Raw genomic sequence first — 18,153 nt, 5'->3', positions numbered from 1 at the left:
CTCAGATATAGCGCACCGACAGGATCTCGTAGCTCTTCTGCCCGCCCGGAGTGGTGACATCAACGCTGTCCCCCTCCTCCTTGCCGATCAGCGCGCGCGCGATCGGAGAGCGGATGTTCAGCAGCCCAAGCTCGATATTGGCCTCGACCTCGCCGACGATCTGCCAGGTCTTTTCCTCATCGCTGTCCTCATCGACCACGGTGACCGTGGCGCCGAATTTGATCGCGCCCGACAGGGTCGAAGGGTCGATCACATCGGCCAGCGAGATGATGCCTTCGAGTTCCTTGATCCGGCCCTCGACAAAGCCCTGCTTCTCGCGCGCGGCGTGATATTCGGCATTTTCCGACAGGTCGCCATGCGCCCTGGCCTCGGCAATGTCGCGGATGATCGCGGGGCGCGCCTCGGTCTTCAATTGCCTCAGTTCTGCGTCCAGCACATCAAAGCCGCGCCTCGTTACCGGAATTTTTTCCATATCGCTGTCGTCACTTCAAAAAAACAGAAGCCACGAACCGGTCACCCGGGTCATGACTTCGCGCCTCGTGTTCCGGCAACCTCACCCGATGGGCGCGGAAAAAGCAAGGGCCATGGCGTGTCGCATGCGCGTCCTGTCGCTTAACGGCAAGAAAATTGCGGCACAGGGCCGCCCTATACCCGTGATGTTGCGTCACTGTTGACGCGCGCCTGCCCATAGGGCAATCACGTCACGCCCGGCTGAAAAACCGGAAACCGACAGGATGTCCCAGCCAGAGAATGCGGCACCGACAGGCCGCAAGCTAAGGAGCGAGAAAGAAGCCCATGACCGAATTCACCCGCGAGTCGATGGAATATGACGTTGTGATCGTGGGTGCAGGGCCTTCGGGCCTCTCGGCCGCGATCCGTCTGAAGCAGCTCGACCCTGATCTGAGCGTGGTGGTACTGGAAAAGGGCTCCGAGGTCGGGGCGCATATCCTCTCGGGTGCAGTGCTGGACCCGTCAGGTCTGGATGCGCTGCTGCCCGACTGGCGCACTATGGATGCGCCCGTCAAAGTGCCGGTGAAAGAGGACAATTTCTACATCCTCGGCCCGGCCGGCAAGATCCGGGTGCCGAATTTCCCGATGCCGCCTTTGATGAACAATCACGGCAATTACATCGTCTCGATGGCGAATGTCTGCCGCTGGCTGGCAGGCGTGGCCGAGGGGCTTGGCGTCGAGATCTTCCCCGGCATGGCCTGCTCGCAGCTGGTCTGGTCGGAAGATGGCAAGATCGTCGCCGGCGTGGTGGCGGGCGAATTCGGCCTTGACCCGGAAACTGCCGAGCCCGGCCCGGCTTACGAGCCGGGGATGGAGCTGCGCGGCAAATATGTCTTCCTCTCGGAAGGTGTGCGCGGAAGCCTCGCCAAGGAAGTGATCCAGAAATTCAACCTCTCCGAAGGCCATTGCCCGCAGAAATTCGGGCTCGGCATGAAAGAGATCTGGGAAATCGACCCCGAGAAACACCGCCAGGGCACTGTCACCCATACGATGGGCTGGCCGCTGGGCGGCAATGCGGGCGGCGGGTCCTTCATCTACCACCTTGAAAACAATCAGGTCTATGTCGGCTTTGTGGTTCACCTGAACTACAAGAACCCCCATCTCTACCCCTATATGGAATTCCAGCGGTTCAAGCATCACCCAATGGTGGCGGAACTGCTGAAAGGCGGCAAACGCGTGGCCTACGGCGCGCGCGCGATTTCCGAGGGTGGCTGGCAGTCGATCCCGAAAATGGTGGCGCCGGGCGTGGCGCTGCTGGGCTGCTCGGCAGGGCTGGTCAATGTGCCCCGGATCAAGGGCAACCACAACGCGATGCTTTCAGGAAAAGCCGCCGCGGAAGCCGCTTATGCGGCGATCAAGGCGGGGCGCCAGGGCGATGAGCTGACCGATTACGAGACGGAGGTGCGGGCCGGCGCCATTGGCAAAGACCTGAAAAAGGTCCGCAATATGAAACCGATCTGGTCGAAATGGGGCCTCACCGCCAGCCTGATGCTGGGCGGGGTCGACCTCTGGACCAATACGCTCGGCTTCTCGTTCTTCGGCACGCTGAAACATGGCAAAACCGATGCGGCGGCGACCGGGAAGGCCAAAGATTACAAAAAGATCGACTATCCGAAACCGGATGGTGTTCTCTCCTTCGACCGGCTCACCAATGTCTCCTACAGCTTCACCAACCATGACGAGAACCAGCCCGCCCATCTCAGGCTGAAGGATCCGACCATCCCGATCCGCGTCAACCTGCCCGACTATGACGAACCGGCACAGCGCTATTGCCCGGCCGGCGTCTATGAGGTGCTGGGCGAAGGCAATGAGGCAAGCTTCCGCATCAATTTCCAGAACTGTGTCCATTGCAAAACCTGTGACATCAAAGATCCGTCGCAAAACATCAACTGGACCACGCCAATGGGCGGCGGCGGGCCGAACTATCCGAATATGTGATGGAAACCGGGCAGAAGACACCAGGCGAGGCACAGATTCCCGCCTGGTTGCAGCCGCAGATAGCCTGGGGCGATGTCTTCGATCCAGGGGTTATCTTCGGCTCGCTGCGCTGTGAGGGCGATGACGGCAACGAGGTGATCCAGGGCTTCGCAGAGACGTTCGGTGTCGATCTGACCGGGCTCGCCCATGGCTTTACTACGGCGCCGATGAGCCGCCTCTGCCGCAGGCGTTGGCGCGCTGTTGATCCCGAAACCGGTGCCGCACAGCCCTTTTTCCCGATTTCGCTGCAGGATCCTGTCGCGGCCGCCGCAGCAGGCACCTGGAACAAGACCCATCCGCCCTGCCGGCTGTAGCAGAACCCGTTCTGGCGCGACCCAGCCGCCATGGGTCGCGCCATCGGGATCGGTATCCTCTGCGTGGCGCTGATGGGCCTCGTCACCCAATGCACCCGATAAGCCTCCTCTCACGAGAAGTTCAGCCCGCAGCAGTGCCAGAGCGCTAAATCCCCACCCCGATCCGCTGCGCCCCGCATTGCGCGCGGCAAAACGGGGCGTTAGCTTCGCGGGGAAACCGGCTGCGTCAGACAGACCGGCGGCGGGGCACCTCGCCTGAGGCAGTCCAGGGGGTAATTCCGCAATGATCCGTTCTCTCCTCACGCTGACCACGGCGCTTGGCCTGACGCTGGCAGGGCTGATGCCGCTTTCGGCGCAAGAGACGCCCACGCCGCAGGCCCAGACCGGGTCTGACGCGCCCGCCGACACCACAGCCGGGGCCACCATCGATTCCGGCGCCTTCCTCGCCGCCCGCAATGCCGAAACCGCCGGCGATTTCCGCGCCGCCTCGGCCTGGTTCACCCAGGCGCTCAGCAAGGATCCCGACAATCCGCTGCTGATGGATGGCGCGATCTTTTCTCTGCTCAGCCTCGGCAACATCGCCGATGCCGCCGTAATCGCCGACCGTCGCCACGCGCTGATGACCGATGGCGAGCAACCCGGCCAGCTGGCCGATCTGGCTCAGATCAGCCGCGACGCGCTGAATGGCGATTTCGCCGCCGTCAATGCGGCGCTGGAATCGGGGCAATCCATCGGGCCGCTGGTCGATGGGCTTGCCCGCGCCTGGGCCGATATCGGCCAGGGCCGCATGACCGAGGCGCTGAGCGAATTCGACGAGATCTCCAAACGGCGCGGCCTTGAGGCGCATGGTATCTATCACAAGGCGCTGGCGCTGGCGCTCGCGGGCGATTTCGAGGGCGCCGACAAGGCGCTGTCCAGCCCCGGCCTTGGGCTGAACCGGCGCGGCGTGCTGGCGCATGTCCAGATCCTCTCGCAGCTGGAGCGCAACCAGGATGCCATCGCGCTGATCGACAGGACCTGGGGCAATACCCCCGAGCCGCTGGCCGCCGAGCTGCGCGCCCGGCTGGCCGCCGGCGAGACCATCCCTTTTGATACCATCAAGGACGCCCGCGAGGGCATGGCCGAGGTGTTCTGGTCACTGGCCACCCTGCTCAGCGGTGAGGCGGAACCGGCTTTCGTGCAGCTGAATTGCCGTATCGCGGTGGCGCTGAAGCCCGACCATGATGATGCGATCCTGCTGGGCGCCGCCATGCTGGAAGAGCTGGGCGAATATGATCTCGCGGAAGAGGCCTATAACGCCTTCTCGCCCGACCACCCCTCCTGGTATGATGCGCAGCTTGGCCGCGCCAATGCGCTTTACGCCGCCGGCCGCAAGGAAGCCGCCATCGAATCGCTGAAATCCCTGACCCGGACCCATGGCGATATGATGGTCGTCCAGGCCGCGCTTGGCGATATGCTGCGGCGCGAGGAACGCTGGGCCGAGGCAAAGACCACCTATGATGCGGCGGTGAAACTGCTGCCCGAACCGGCGCCGCGCGGGGCCTGGGTGCTTTATTTCAGCCGCGGCATCACGGCGGAGCGCCAGGGACTGTTCCCCGAGGCCGATCGCGATTTCCGCCAGGCGCTGGTGATCAATCCCGGCCAGCCCGAGGTGCTGAACTATCTTGGCTACAGCCTGATCGAGCGGCGGCAGAACCTTGATGAGGCGCTGGCGCTGATCGAGCAGGCGGTGGCGGGAGCGCCCGATTCCGGCATGATCCTCGACAGTCTCGCCTGGGCCTATTTCACGCTGGGCCGCTATGAAGAGGCGCTGAAACCGATGGAACAGGCCTCGCTGCTGGAACCGGTGGAGCCCGTGATCACCGATCACCTGGGCGATGTCTACTGGATGATCGGCCGCAAGCGCGAGGCCGAATTCCAGTGGCATAGGGCGATGTCTTACGGCCCCGAGGAGAAGGACGCGACCCGCATCCGCCGCAAGCTTGAAGTCGGGCTTGATGCGGTGATGGCGGATGAGGCGACGAAGGGTATCGTGCCCCGGCCGCCCGCTGTCCCGGAAGTTGCCCCTTCCGGCAATGGCAGCGATGAAGGGGCCACCGATGCGGGGACAGGCGGCGGTGCGACGGGGGGCGGTGCGACGGGGGACAACCCTGCCGAAGACTGATCCCATCCGCGAATTCGCGCCTGCAAAGGTCAATCTCTGCCTGCATGTCACCGGGCAGCGGGCGGATGGCTACCATCTGCTCGACAGCCTCGTGGTCTTTGCCGGCATCGGCGACTGGCTTGAGGCACGCGTCGCAGCCACGCCGTTGCTGAGCCTTGCCGGGCCGTTCGGACCGGCGCTGCCTCAGGGCGAAGACAACCTTGTGCTGCGCGCCGCCCGGGTGGTCATGCCCGACCTGCCGCTGGCGTTCCGGCTGGAAAAGCACCTGCCGCCGGCTTCCGGTATCGGCGGCGGATCAAGCGATGCCGCAGCGGCGATCCGCGCGACCTTGCGGCTTGCCGGCACGCGCCCCGATGCGGCAGAGATCGCCCGCCTCGCGGCCGGGCTCGGCGCCGATGTGCCGGTCTGCCTGAACCCCGGCCCAGCCCGGATGCGCGGCATTGGCGAGATCGTCGAGCCGCTGGCCGGTTTTCCTTCGGGGGGTATCCTCCTCGTCAATCCGGGCGTTGAGGTGCCCACGCCGGCAGTCTTCCGCGCCCTCGCACAGCGCGACAACCCGGCCATGCCGGATGTGCTGCCCTCCTGGCCCAATATCGCCGCACTGGCCGCCTGGGCGCGCGGGCAGCGCAATGATCTGGAGCCGCCCGCGCGCGAGATCGCCCCGGCAATCGGCACTGTACTTGCGGTTCTGGCCAGGCTTCCCGGCGCCCTGATGGCGCGGATGTCGGGCTCCGGCGCCACCTGCTTCGCGCTTTTTGCAGATGAAACGGCCGCCGCCGCCGCCCTGCCCCTGGTGGCAAAGGCCAATCCCGCCTGGTGGGCCAAAGCCGGCCCGATCCTGAGCGCGCAGGGCAAAGCCCAGGCGCCCTGATGACCCGTGCCCCTGGGGGGCACGCGCGCGCCGCCCCGCAGGACAAGCCGACACGGTTCCAGCAACCATTTTTTGACTGAACCGTGTGGCTGTAAAACCGCCGGATCCATGCCGGGGTGATCGCTGCTGTGATCCGTTGCGACCTGCGGCCCCTTATCGACATGGCGCCCTCCCCCTTTATGCCTGCCTGTCCAGGTGCAGCGCCCGCCCCGATTTGAACCGCTCCGGGTTTTCCGGAGGCTCCGGTCGCTGAGACCGATTGCAAGATGACGCGGGGGTTTTCCCGATAGGCGCGAAAGCCCCCTGCGGTGCCTCGACAATAAGGGGCAGCGCAATGCGCATTGGTGGCGGACCCTCCCGATATCCGCGAAGATCGGCAAAGAAGAACCACCGGGCATAGTTCAGCCCGCAGCCCGGGGGCAGTGTGTCTTTTCGGGCGATGTTCCGAACCAAAGACGGGCAAGCCCTCCGCTGGCGTCATCGACACCCTCACGCGCGGATCACCGGATGGCCGGAACGCCAGACATCTCGCCCGGGATTCGCGCCCGATGCCCTGGAGCAGTCTGCCCCCGATCGCCGCCCGTGTTCCGGGAACTGCGCAGCGCGGTCAGCACCGCATGGAAGACGGCCCCCCCATTTCGAACGTTTCCGCGAAGCCACCCCCGGAAATCGGTCCAGACGACGAAGACCGGTTCAGCGAATGCCCAAAGGCGCAGGCATGAGAACCCCGCTCTGAAACGGCGTCGCACAACCGGGCGCTCCTTCGCGGCGACAGTCGGCACGGCTCGGAGTGCCGATGTGCCAAATACAGAATCGCCAAAAAAAGACCCGCCAGAGGCGGGCCTTTTTCCGGTTTCACAAAGCACTGGCCTGCATGGCAGGCAGGCCGCCCTCAGCCCTCTTCGTCATCGCCGGCCACATCGGCCAGATCGTCGAGCGAGACATTGTCATCGGCGTCGTCTTCGAGCAGATCATCGTCGAGATCGTCGTCATTGCCTTCCGCCGTTTCCAGCAGATCTTCTTCGGCTTCGAGATCGTCGACCAGAACCTCATCGTCCTTCTCGGGCAAGACGCGCGAGATCACGGCGGCCGCCAGCTTGCGCCGCGCCGATTCGATATCCACAACCTCGCCGGTATAGGGGCTGACCACCGGCGTCCGGTTCAGATCGTAGAACCGCTTTCCGGTCGTCGGGCACAGACGCTTGGTGCCCCAGTCTTCCTTGGCCATGGGTTGTCCCTTCACTTTCGCCCTGCTGACAGGGTAATCCGAACGCCGCCCCTTGCCACAGGCCGGGGCGACTGTCAAAGCCTTTCGCATGAGCCGTCAGATGCGCCTTTGCCGGCGCGGAATCAAGCGGGGCGGCACAGGAAAACAGGCAACCGGAACGAGAATTTGATGCTGTTGCTGCCCGGACCGCCGCCGGTCGAGATCAATTTGCGCCGCTCGGCCCGGGCGAAGCGGTTTTCCCTGCGTGTCTCGCGGCTTGATGGTAAGGTGACGCTGACGCTGCCGCCGCGTGCCAAAGACCGCGATGCGCTGAACTTCCTGAAGGATCAGGAAGGCTGGCTCAGGAATGTGCTGGCCTCGATGCCGATGGCGCGAATGGCCACGGTTGGCCATGGCTCCGAGCTGCCGGTGCTGGGACGGATGATGCGAATCACCGCCTATGAGGGGCGCGGCGTGCGGGCCGAGGGCGATATGCTGCTGGTGCCGGGGCGCGCCGACCAGGCGGGGGCAAAGGTGGCGGCCTGGCTCAAGGCGCTGGCGCGGGACCGGCTGGCCTATAGTTCGACCCATTATGCGGGCCTCGTCGGGCGCGGCTATGCCCGGCTGGTGCTGCGCGACACCCGCTCGCGTTGGGGGTCGTGCAGCCATGACGGCACGCTGATGTATTCCTGGCGCCTTGCAATGGCGCCGCAGCCGGTGCTGGATTACGTCGCCGCCCATGAAGTGGCGCATCTGGTCGAGATGAATCACTCGGCCGATTTCTGGGCCGTGGTCAGCCGCATCCGCCCCGGCTGGAAGGCCGAGCGCGACTGGCTGAAACGTGAGGGCCAGGCGCTGCACCGCTACAGCTTCCAGGCTTGACCGCGCCCTGTCAGGAATGTTCCGATGCCAGCCATGATCATACCCGCCGGCCCCCGCCCGCCAGACCCCAATGCCGCCGCGCATGAAAGGCTTTACCGCATCCTGCGCCAGCAGGTGATGCATGGCGAACTGGCGCCGGGCCAGGCGCTGACCTTGCGCGGTCTTGGCAAGGAATTCGGCGTCTCGATGACCCCCGCGCGCGAGGCTTTGCGCCGGCTGGTGGCCGAGGGCGCGCTGACTTTGTCGTCCTCGGGCCGCGTCTCGACGCCCGAGCTGACACCCGAGCGGATCGAGGAACTGGCCGCGATCCGCGCCATGCTGGAGCCGGAACTGGCCGCCCGCGCGCTGCCCCGCGCCCATTTCGCGCTGATCGAACGGCTGGCGGCGATCAATACCGCCAATGCCGAGGCCGTCGCGCGGCAGGATGCGGTGGCTTATGTGCGGACCAATCTGGAATTCCACCGCACACTTTACCTGCGCGCCCAGGCTCCGGCGATGCTTGCCATGTGCGAGACGGTCTGGCTGCAGCTTGGCCCCACGATGCGGGCGCTTTATGCGCGGCTGAGGCGGCGCGAGGCGCCACCCTATCACCGGATGATCCTCTCGGCGCTGAAAGCCGGCGACGAGCCCGGGCTGCGGCTGGCGGTCAGAACCGATGTCACCCAGGGGCTGCGCCACCTCGCGGGATAAGGTCCGGGCCAAGGTTCAGCCCCCGGAGTTCAGTTCAGGGGTTCAGCCCAGGGCCTCAACCGGCACCGCATATAGCCCCGCCGCCCCGGCGGTGGCTGTGTCAAGCAGCCCGCGACAGGCCGGCAACAGACGCAGGATCATCACCTTTGCCAGCGGCAACCGGCCCGGATCGGCCAGCGCCGCCCGCAGATGCGCGTCGGCCCCCAGCACCAGCGCGAAGGCTCGCAGATAGGGCACCGCGCCGGCAAAGCGGTCGTTCATCTCCATCGCAAGCATCTCGCCGGTCGCGTCTTCCAGCGCTCCGGCCGCATTGGCCACCGCCGTCGCAAGATCGGGAAGACGCCCCATCGCAGCCCCCGCCGCAAGACCGATCTCGCCGATCAGCGTCAGCGCCGCCGCGCCATCATCCGCAAATTTGCGCCCGACCAGATCCATCGCCTGGATGCCGTTGGTGCCTTCATAAATCGCAGTGATCCGTGCATCGCGCAGATATTGCGCGGCGCCGGTCTCCTCGATGAACCCCATACCGCCATGGACCTGGATACAGGTATCCGCGACCTCGATACCGGTATCGGTGCCGAAGGCCTTGGCGATCGGTGTCAGCAGCGCCGCGCGGGTGGTCCAGCTGGCCTTACCCGTGGCGCTCGCCATGTCGATGGCCTTCGCGCAGGACAGGCCGATCACCCGGGCGGCAAAAACCTGCGCCCGCGCCTCGGCCAGCATCCGCCGCACATCGGCATGGCCGATGATCGCCTTGCTGCCATCGGGGGTTTTTCCCTGAACCCGCTCCTGCGCGAAGGCGACCGCCTTTTGCAGCGCAGCCTCGGCCACGCCGACGCCCTGCATGCCCACACCAAGCCGGGCATTGTTCATCATGGTGAACATGGCCGCCATGCCCCTGCCGGGCCCGTCGATCATCCAGCCGGTGGCATTGTCGAATTCCATCACACAGGTCGGGCTGCCATGGATGCCAAGCTTATGCTCCAGGCTGACCACCCGCAGGCTGTTGGCCAGGCCCGGGTTCCCCGCCGCATCGGGGATGTATTTCGGCACCAGGAACAGCGAGATCCCCTTCACCCCGGGCGCCGCATCCGGCAGCCGCGCCAGCACCAGATGGCAGATATTCGGCACCAGATCCGAATCGCCCCAGGTGATGAAGATCTTCTGCCCGCTGATCCGGTAGCTGCCATCATCGGCCGGCACCGCACGGGTGCTCAGCGCGCCGACATCCGATCCCGCCTGGGGCTCGGTCAGGTTCATGGTGCCCGACCACTCGCCGGAGATCAGCTTCGGCAGGTAAAGCGCTTTCAGATCCTCCGGGGCATGATGTTCCAGCGCCTCGATCTGGCCCTGGCTGAGCAGCGGTTTCAGCTGCAACGAGAGGCAGGCGCCGGCCAGCATCTCATTGACGCAGGTGGCCAGCACATGCGGCAGCCCCATGCCGCCATAGTCCGCTGCCGCCGAGACCCCGACCCAGCCGCCCTCAGCAATCGCCCTATAGGCGCGGTCAAACCCTTTCGAGGCCCGCACCACCCCGTTTTCCAGCCGCGCCGGCACCAGATCACCGTCGCGATTCACCGCAGACACCACCTCATCACTCAGTCTTGCCGCGCCTTCCAGAATAGCCGTCACCATATCGGGCGTGGCATCAGTAAAGCGATCCGTTCTGGAAATTTCTGCAAAATCAATGATGTGATCAAGGATGAATCGCTGATCCGTCGCTGGTGCCTGGCTCATATCCGGGTCTCCGTCTGACCGCCGGCCGCGCATTGGCACGGGAACGGTCTTGTCTGATCTTCTGTGGTCCAATAAGCGCGAAAGCTAAACAAATGCCTCTCCCCCGCAAGGTGGACGCTGCGTCAAATGCCCTTAGCCAAAAGTCCAGGAGCCGGAATGTACCAGACCGAATTGCTTGCTGCGACCGACCATGGGATCGCCCGCGCCGCCGGGTTGTTGCGGGAGGGCGCGCTGGTGGCCTTCCCCTCCGAGACGGTTTACGGGCTCGGGGGCGATGCCCGGCAGGACAGGACGGTTGCGCGGATCTTCGAGGCCAAGGGGCGGCCCGGTTTCAACCCGCTGATCGCGCATCTGCCGGATCCGGAGGCGGCCGCACGCTATGTGGACTTCCCCCCCCTGGCGCGGCAGCTGGCCGGGCGGTTCTGGCCCGGGCCGCTGACGCTGGTTCTGCCGCTGCGGGAAGGCGCCGGCATCTCGCCGCTGGCGACATCGGGTCTCACCACGCTGGCGGTGCGGGTGCCGGCGCATCCGGTGGCAAGGGCGCTGCTCAGGGCGTTTGGCGGACCGCTGGCGGGGCCGTCGGCCAACCCTTCGGGCCGGGTTTCTCCCACCCGTGCCGCGCATGTGATGGCGGGGCTCTCCGGGCGGATCGAAGCAGTGCTGGATGGCGGGGCCTGCGAGGTGGGCGTCGAATCAACCATTCTTGGTTTTGCCGATGGCGGCGTGCAGCTCCTGCGCCCCGGCGGCCTGCCGGTGGAGGAACTGGAGGTCGCGCTCGGCCAGAGAATCGCGCAGCACACCACGCCGAAAGAGCCAGGTCGCCCGATGGCGCCGGGCCAGCTCGGCTCGCATTATGCGCCGGGGGCGCTTGTGCGGCTCGGGGCAAGGGCGGCCGAAACCGGAGAGATCCTGGTTGGCTTTGGCCCGGTCAAAGGCGATCTGACCCTGTCGGAGAGCGGCGACCTCGTTGAGGCCGCCGCGCGCCTCTTCCATATCCTGCGCGAGGCCGATGCGCTTGCCGGTCCGGACGGGCGCATCGCCTTTGCGCCGATCCCCGAAACCGGCCTCGGCCATGCCATCAATGATCGCCTGCGCCGGGCAGCCGCGCCCCGCTTTTAACCGGGCGCCGGTTTCTTGCAAGAAACCGGTCCGGAATTCGCATCGAATTCCGGCGCCAGCGGCAGCCGGTTGCCGAAGCCCCGGCGGAGGCTTAGATTGAGACCGAGCCAGAGGAGGCCAGATGTCCGACCAATCGCCACAGGCCTATAAGGTTCTCGCCCGTAAATACCGTCCCGAGACCTTTGCCGATCTTGTCGGCCAGGAGGCGATGGTCCGCACCCTGAAAAACGCCTTCGCAGCCGGCCGCATCGCGCAGGCCTTTGTGATGACCGGTATCCGGGGCACCGGCAAGACCACCACCGCCCGCATTATCGCCAAGGGGCTGAACTGCATCGGCACCGACGGCACTGGCGGCCCCACCACCGAACCCTGCGGCAAATGCGAGCATTGCGTCGCCATCTCGGAAGGCCGCCATGTCGATGTGATGGAGATGGACGCCGCCTCGAATACCGGTGTCGGCGATATCCGCGAGATCATCGACTCGGTCCATTACCGGGCCGCCTCGGCGCGCTACAAGATCTACATCATCGACGAAGTGCATATGCTTTCCGTCAATGCTTTCAACGCGCTGCTGAAAACGCTGGAAGAGCCGCCGGCGCATGTGAAATTCATCTTCGCCACCACAGAGATCCGCAAGGTTCCGGTCACGGTGCTCTCCCGCTGCCAGCGTTTCGATTTGCGCCGGATCGAGCCCGAGGTGATGATGGCGCTTCTGAAGCGCATCGCCACAGCCGAGGGCGCAGAGATTTCCGAAGACGCGCTGGCGCTGATCACCCGCGCGGCGGAAGGCTCCGCCCGCGATGCGACCTCGATCCTTGACCAGGCGATCAGCCATGGCCAGGGCGAGACCACCGCGCCGGCGGTCCGCGCCATGCTGGGCCTCGCCGATCGCGGCCGCACGCTGGATCTTTTCGACATGGTGATGCGGGGGCAGGCCTCCGAGGCGCTGGCCGAACTGGCTGGGCAATATGCCGAAGGCGCCGATCCCCTCGCGGTGCTGCGCGACCTGGCCGAGATCACCCACTGGATTTCCGTCATCAAGGTCACCCCCCAGACCGCCGAAGACCCGACCGTCCCTCCGGATGAACGCAGCCGGGGCCTTGAAATGGCCGACAAACTGCCGATGCGGGCGCTGACCCGGATGTGGCAGATGCTGCTCAAGGCGCTGGAAGAGGTCGGCCAGGCCCCGAATGCGATGATGGCGGCGGAAATGGCGATCATCCGGCTGACCCATGTGGCCGAACTCCCCGATCCGGCAACGCTGATGCGGCGGCTGAATGACGGACCGCGTCCGCCGGCGGGCGGCGGCGGCATGGCGGGTGGCGCCCCGGCCGGCGGCGGCGCCGTGCATGGCGCGATGCGGATGGCGCCGATGGTGCGCGGCCCGGCCCATGGCGCGATGATGGCGGCGGCGCCCGCACTCAATGGCCAGCCCGAGGTGATCTACACCTCCTTTGACCAGATCGTCGCCCTCATCCGCGAAAAGCGCGATATGCAGCTGCTGGTCGAGGTCGAGACCGGGCTGCGCCTGGTGCAATATGCCCCCGGCCGCATAGAATTCGAGCCCGCCCCCGGCGCACCGCGCGACCTCGCTGCCAGGCTGTCGCAACGTCTCCAGGGCTGGACCCGCAGCCGCTGGGGCGTCTCGGTTGTCGGCAGCGGCGGCGCGCCCAGCATTGCCGAGATCCGCGAGGAAGAACGGCGCGAGGCCGAGACCGGCGCCCTGCAAAACCCGCTGGTCAAAGCGGTGATGGCGGCCTTTCCCAAAGCAAAAATCACCGATATCCGCCGGGCAGACGATGCCGCAGCCGCGGCCGCCATCGACGCCCTGCCCGAGGTCGAGGCGGCAGATGGCGATGACTGGGACCCGTTCGAGGAATAGGCACTCCCCCATAGTGCGGCGACCTTGCGCGAAAGCAGCGAGGCCCCTATCCCCGGCACAGCACAAAGGAAGAAACAGATGTTCAAAGGTCTTGGTGGTCTCGGCGGGCTTGGCGATATGGCCAAAATGATGAAAGCCGCCCAGGAGATGCAGACGAAGATGGCCGATCTGCAGGAAAGCCTCGCCAACAGCGTGGTGGTCGGCGAAAGCGGCGCCGGCCTTGTGAAGGCGCGGGCGACCTGCAAGGGCGATGTGACCGGTCTTGATATCGACCCGTCGATCCTGGTGCCCTCGGAAAAGGAAGTGCTGGAGGACCTGATCCTCGCCGCGATCCGCGATGCGCAATCGCGCGCCGCCACGAAATCCGCCGATGAGATGCGCCGCCTGACCGAATCCCTCGGCCTGCCGGCCGATATGAAACTTCCGTTCTGACGCCGGCGACCCCGTGTCACGCCCCATGGATGAGACCGGAATCGAGACGCTGATCCAGCTGATGTCGCGGCTGCCGGGGCTGGGCCCGCGTTCGGCCCGGCGCGCGGTGCTGGCCATGCTGAAACGCCGCGCCCAGGTGATGGCGCCGTTGGCGCAATCGCTGGCCGAAGTGGCGCTGAGTGCGCGCGACTGTCAGCGTTGCGGCAATATCTCGACCGCTGATATCTGCCCGATCTGCCTGGACCCCGGCCGCGCCACGGCTGAGCTTTGCGTGGTCGAGGATGTCGCCGATCTTTGGGCGCTGGAACGCGCGCAGGTCTTTCGCGGCCGCTATCATGTGCTGGGCGGTACATTATCGGCGCTGGACGGTATGGGGCCGGAGGAGCTGGGCATCCCCCGGCTCGTCGCCCGCATCGCGGATGAGGCGATCACCGAAGTGATCCTGGCGCTCAGCGCCACCGTCGATGCCCAGACCACCGCCTATTACATCGCCGATGCGCTGACCGAGACCCAGGCGCAGATCACCACCCTCGCCCAGGGTGTGCCGGTCGGGGGCGAGCTGGACCATCTTGATGACGGCACGCTGGGCGCCGCCTTGCGGGCGCGGCGCCGACTGTGACAGGGCACCGGCCCTTGCCGGCTGCGCAAGCTTCCGGACTTTATATTTAATATATTGATATTTAATGATATTTTTCGATCTGAGCCAGATCTCTTTCCCGGCCATATCAGGGCATGCGAAGGGTCTCGGACCTGTCGCGTAACGGAGAGCGATTCAAGACTGCGATGCGGATCTGGCCTCTGCATCCTGCCGGTCGCAGCCTCTCGCGATGATGGGTTCGCCCAGGAGTTTGAGGTCGGACAGGTGACCGCCACCGGTTCGGGTGAACCTGCAAGGTCATCCTGGCGCCCACGCGGCTTCGCCGGTGATCTCCGGGCCATGTCTTCGGTTGACCCGTCCAAACCGTTTGCAGGCGCGCAGGGCTTCATTGCGGGCAAAGAGGCCAGGATCATGGCCTTCCAGTCCCTGGCATTTCGTCCGGGCAGTATGATGGCATTGGCCCCTCGGGCCGCGATGGCTGTGTGGCAACTGTCAGGATCATCCCCCGCGCGAGGATCCTGACAGGTAAATTTTTGTCCGGAAGCCAGACCATCACCGTCCGGCAGCTGGCGCGCCGCAACACCGGTATGCGGACCAGCCATGCACCGGGGTTTCCGTCCTCCCGCATTTTCCAGCCTCTGACCGGCATCGCATCGCTGATCCGCAACCGGCGACTGTCCACACGGATGATACAGCGGCTGGCTTCCGGGGCGGCCCGAAGGCGGTGATGACCGCTGTGAGCAGGCGAAGGCCATGGGGTCGGGTGCACCTGCGCAAGGACCTCAGGGCGCATCGCAGGGTCTCGGGGCTGCGGTCAAAAGAGGGGGGCAGAAGACCAGCGCGCGCGCGATCGGACGAACCAAAGGGGGCCTGGCCAGCAGACGACACGCCGTCGCGGATGCCGATGACCGCCCGATCCGCCTTTTCAGGACCGCAGGAGAGGCGCAGTGACGACGCGGGCGACGCGGCGCTCCCCGAAGACAGAATGGCTGCCCGGTTCAGAGATGCCCTGAAAAGGGGTTTAAGGCCCCGCAGTCCTCGGCCGTAAATCACATGGAAACCCCATCAGGCACGAGAAGCGCCGCTGGAAACGCCGCAACCGCATCGGGATCATGCCCGGCAGGCGCGAAGAGTGAACAATCGTCGGGAAAGCAGAATCGCAGGGCTTTGCCCCCCGGATCACATGCTGACCCTGCTCATATGGTGCAACCCGATGCGACAGATGCCGCAGCGTCTGCCTGTCCGCCAGAGCGCGCGCCGCAACCGTCCTCTTCCGGATATGAGCCGGGAACGAGGCCGGAGCCCGGGAAACACCTGAAAAACATCAGAGCGGTGCCCTGATCACGCGGCAATCCGCAGGCCTGATGGCGCCTTTGGAGCAGTGGGATTATCAGGACCGGGCCTGTCCATGGAGATCATACCGGAGGTTCTCCCCGCTGGCGGTCGGGGCCGTCGGAACCGACGACGACCATGTGAGGTGAAGGCGCTGATCGTGGCGGAGACGCTGATGCTGATGCCCGTGCGACGGCGAACAGCCTGGCGCGGCGGCACGGAGTTCCGGCAAAGCATGCATCGTTATGGCGGACGCAGGATGGCGGATGCGGGCCCGGAAAGCGCGGCTGGTCCTTCCTGCACCGGAAGACCCTGTTGAGTTTGCAACGCGGATGCCGGGTCCGGGTGACGACCCGCCTGCCGTCCCGGCCCCGGCGACAGACAGGGCGGAGAATGTCGTCGGGGCCGCAATCATCCGTCCGGATGAACCCGCTCACCGCCAGTCATGCAAGCAAAGGAGCCGCCTTTTGCTCTGGTTTACCGAACCTGTCAGGAAATACGCGGCTGCCGGGAATTCTTGTTCCGATCCTGACAGTTTCTCTGCACAGATATGGTAACCGGCACCGAGGCGCGAATGAGGTGGTCACAGTTTTCGCATTGGATCGCTTAGGAAACCTGTCTGGCATTGTTACGTCTTATCAAAACCTCAGATTTCCGAACCTGTTTCGGAAACCAACAGTGACCAACGGTCACGGTTTACCCGGTTTGCACTGCCGTTTCTGGCAAAATGAATTTCCATAAAAATTATTAATATCAAATATTTAATCGGAAATTTCGCCGCAAAATACAAACTGGGAAGGATTTCCCTGTTCGCCGCCTCGTCCGGTGATCGCCTTATGGGCTTTCTTCGTATGACCGAACTCATTCCGCACGGTGAATACGTTGGGATTCAAGATGTTACCCGTTGCGCGGCAATGTCGACCAGATGTGGGGTAAATGTCGACTGGATGCGTGGAGCGCAGCCCCGGATCGCTTATTTTCACCCCCCCCGATTTCACCGCACCATTGACACAGGCCGCGCTGGTTGATCCTCTTTCTGTCAGGCTTTCAAAGGCTTCTGGCGGCACATTGGTTTCTGTGACCGTCTGCCAGAGTTACCCCCCCTACACTTGCGCTGCATGGCAAGCGGTCGGCAAATCTCTCCGGGGGCAAGCCATTGTTGCGCCCCTGGTCCGAGCGACACTGGCGGCTGGCAGCTGGTCTTCGCGGATCTGGCCATCACCCTTGCTGAAGTCGGGGTGGAGAAAGAGGAGCACGGCGTCAGGGCCGAAGACCAACGGCCAGACCATCGCCGGGGCGCATGACCGGCACCCTGCCGAACGCGCGGCCCCGGATCGGGGGATAATCTGGCCCAACAGCCTGATCTGCCCCGGCCCCCCTTTTCGCCGCCGACCTCCAGGCCTTCGCATTGCATTCACGACGCTGTAGCCTTATCTCGGTGAGCGACCCTCGGACCCCCGAAACGACCCCCGAAACGACTCCGGTGGAAAGGCCTGCGCATGAACTGGATCACCAATTACGTCCGCCCGAAGATCAACTCGCTCTTCTCGCGGCGCGAGGTGCCCGAGAATCTGTGGACCAAATGTCCGGAATGCGGGACCATGCTGTTCCACCGCGAGCTTGAGGCCAATCTCAACGTCTGCTCCAACTGCGATCACCATATGGCGATCAGCCCGCGTGACCGTTTCACCCATCTCTTTGATGGCGGTATCTTCACCGAGGTCAGGGTTCCCGAACCCATCGCCGACCCGCTGCATTTCCGTGACCAGAAGAAATATCCCGAACGCCTGAAGGCGGCGCAGAAATCCACCGGCGAGAAAGAGGCGATGCTGGTCGCCGAGGGCGAGATCGGCCGCACCCCCATCGTCGCCGCCGCTCAGGATTTCGCCTTCATCGGTGGCTCGCTGTCGATGTATGTCGGCAATGCCTTCATCGCCGGGGCCGAGCGGGCCGTCGCGATGAAAAAGCCCTTCGTGATCTTCTCTGCTGCCGGCGGCGCCCGGATGCAGGAGGGGATTCTGGCGCTGATGCAGATGCCGCGTACGACCGTCGCCATCCAGATGCTGAAAGAGGCCGGTCTGCCCTATGTGGTTGTGCTGACCCACCCGACCACCGGCGGTGTCACGGCCTCTTATGCCATGCTGGGCGATGTGCAGATCGCCGAGCCCAATGCGCTGATCTGTTTCGCCGGCCCCCGCGTCATCGAGCAGACCATCCGCGAAAAACTGCCCGAAGGCTTCCAGCGCGCGGAATATCTGCTGGATCACGGCATGCTTGACCGCGTGACCCATCGCAAGGCGATGCGCGAGGAGCTGATCACCATCCTCAGGATGCTGACCGGCCAGCCCCCCGCCATCCGTGCCGATCTCGCCGCGCCCGAACCTGCGGCGCCCGCTGCCGCCCCGGTCGCCGACGGAGAACAGGCGTGAGCAGCACCG

The 18,153-nt window shown here is 65.0% G+C and carries 14 protein-coding genes and 1 pseudogene; 11 read left to right on the top strand and 4 right to left on the bottom strand.

Features of this window, described 5'->3' with window-relative positions; translation table 11 throughout:
* Nucleotide 1: 1 nt before the first annotated feature.
* Entirely contained in the window at nt 2-472 is a 471-nt protein-coding gene (greA, locus tag DRF71_RS14540) for a transcription elongation factor GreA (protein ID WP_112311185.1), read from the bottom strand.
* Between the two features lie 323 nt (nt 473-795).
* On the opposite strand from greA, the gene DRF71_RS14535 reads away from it, so the two are divergent.
* The 4 genes from DRF71_RS14535 (at nt 796) to DRF71_RS14520 (ending at nt 5,836) form a co-directional block, all read left to right on the top strand.
* Nucleotides 796-2,448, top strand: coding sequence for an electron transfer flavoprotein-ubiquinone oxidoreductase (locus tag DRF71_RS14535; RefSeq protein ID WP_112311184.1), 1,653 nt, complete (start codon nt 796-798; stop codon nt 2,446-2,448).
* Nucleotides 2,448-2,801 carry a hypothetical protein gene (locus tag DRF71_RS14530; RefSeq protein ID WP_112311183.1) on the top strand — a complete coding sequence of 118 codons (354 nt, stop codon included), beginning with the start codon at nt 2,448-2,450 and terminating at the stop codon, nt 2,799-2,801. The genes DRF71_RS14535 and DRF71_RS14530 overlap by 1 nt, the downstream gene beginning before the upstream one ends.
* 283 nt (nt 2,802-3,084) lie before the next feature.
* Entirely contained in the window at nt 3,085-4,965 is a 1,881-nt protein-coding gene (locus DRF71_RS14525) for a tetratricopeptide repeat protein (RefSeq protein ID WP_112311182.1), read from the top strand.
* Nucleotides 4,934-5,836, top strand: coding sequence for a 4-(cytidine 5'-diphospho)-2-C-methyl-D-erythritol kinase (locus DRF71_RS14520; RefSeq protein WP_232831508.1), 903 nt, complete (start codon nt 4,934-4,936; stop codon nt 5,834-5,836). The genes DRF71_RS14525 and DRF71_RS14520 overlap by 32 nt, the downstream gene beginning before the upstream one ends.
* 892 nt (nt 5,837-6,728) lie before the next feature.
* Here the strand turns inward: DRF71_RS14520 and DRF71_RS14515 are convergent.
* Nucleotides 6,729-7,064: a TIGR02300 family protein gene (locus DRF71_RS14515; protein ID WP_112311180.1), complete on the bottom strand. Its 336-nt coding sequence runs from the start codon at nt 7,062-7,064 to the stop codon at nt 6,729-6,731.
* Between the two features lie 168 nt (nt 7,065-7,232).
* Here DRF71_RS14515 and DRF71_RS14510 point away from each other — a divergent pair, with 168 nt between their 5' ends.
* Both DRF71_RS14510 and DRF71_RS14505 read left to right on the top strand, forming a co-directional pair.
* Nucleotides 7,233-7,925 carry a M48 family metallopeptidase gene (locus tag DRF71_RS14510; protein WP_112311179.1) on the top strand — a complete coding sequence of 231 codons (693 nt, stop codon included), beginning with the start codon at nt 7,233-7,235 and terminating at the stop codon, nt 7,923-7,925.
* Between the two features lie 33 nt (nt 7,926-7,958).
* Nucleotides 7,959-8,615 (top strand): GntR family transcriptional regulator, encoded by a 657-nt coding sequence (locus DRF71_RS14505; RefSeq protein ID WP_112311178.1) that lies wholly within the window; start codon nt 7,959-7,961, stop codon nt 8,613-8,615.
* Nucleotides 8,616-8,657: 42 nt separating this feature from the next.
* On the opposite strand, the gene DRF71_RS14500 is transcribed toward DRF71_RS14505, so the two are convergent.
* The gene (locus DRF71_RS14500; protein WP_112311177.1) at nt 8,658-10,352 is read right to left on the bottom strand and encodes an acyl-CoA dehydrogenase; all 1,695 of its coding nucleotides are present in this window, start codon (nt 10,350-10,352) and stop codon (nt 8,658-8,660) included.
* A gap of 156 nt (nt 10,353-10,508) precedes the next feature.
* On the opposite strand from DRF71_RS14500, the gene DRF71_RS14495 reads away from it, so the two are divergent.
* The 4 genes from DRF71_RS14495 to recR all read left to right on the top strand — a co-directional run bounded on the left by DRF71_RS14495 (nt 10,509) and on the right by recR (nt 14,404).
* Nucleotides 10,509-11,471, top strand: coding sequence for an L-threonylcarbamoyladenylate synthase (locus tag DRF71_RS14495; protein WP_112311176.1), 963 nt, complete (start codon nt 10,509-10,511; stop codon nt 11,469-11,471).
* A 121-nt stretch (nt 11,472-11,592) separates the two neighbouring features.
* Entirely contained in the window at nt 11,593-13,353 is a 1,761-nt protein-coding gene (locus DRF71_RS14490) for a DNA polymerase III subunit gamma/tau (RefSeq protein ID WP_112311175.1), read from the top strand.
* Between the two features lie 78 nt (nt 13,354-13,431).
* Entirely contained in the window at nt 13,432-13,785 is a 354-nt protein-coding gene (locus tag DRF71_RS14485) for a YbaB/EbfC family nucleoid-associated protein (protein ID WP_112311174.1), read from the top strand.
* A gap of 25 nt (nt 13,786-13,810) precedes the next feature.
* Nucleotides 13,811-14,404, top strand: coding sequence for a recombination mediator RecR (recR, locus tag DRF71_RS14480; protein ID WP_112311173.1), 594 nt, complete (start codon nt 13,811-13,813; stop codon nt 14,402-14,404).
* Between the two features lie 106 nt (nt 14,405-14,510).
* Here recR and DRF71_RS14475 read toward each other — a convergent pair.
* Nucleotides 14,511-14,883: pseudogene (locus DRF71_RS14475) on the bottom strand (IS5/IS1182 family transposase); the annotation flags it as partial.
* A 2,331-nt stretch (nt 14,884-17,214) separates the two neighbouring features.
* Between DRF71_RS14475 and accD the strand changes: the two are divergent.
* The gene (gene accD, locus DRF71_RS14465; RefSeq protein ID WP_112311171.1) at nt 17,215-18,144 is read left to right on the top strand and encodes an acetyl-CoA carboxylase, carboxyltransferase subunit beta; all 930 of its coding nucleotides are present in this window, start codon (nt 17,215-17,217) and stop codon (nt 18,142-18,144) included.
* The last annotated feature ends 9 nt before the right edge of the window (nt 18,145-18,153 follow it).

This window comes from Pseudogemmobacter bohemicus, from assembly GCF_003290025.1.
Classification (GTDB): domain Bacteria; phylum Pseudomonadota; class Alphaproteobacteria; order Rhodobacterales; family Rhodobacteraceae; genus Pseudogemmobacter; species Pseudogemmobacter bohemicus.
This window is presented reverse-complemented; position numbering and strand designations above follow the sequence as displayed.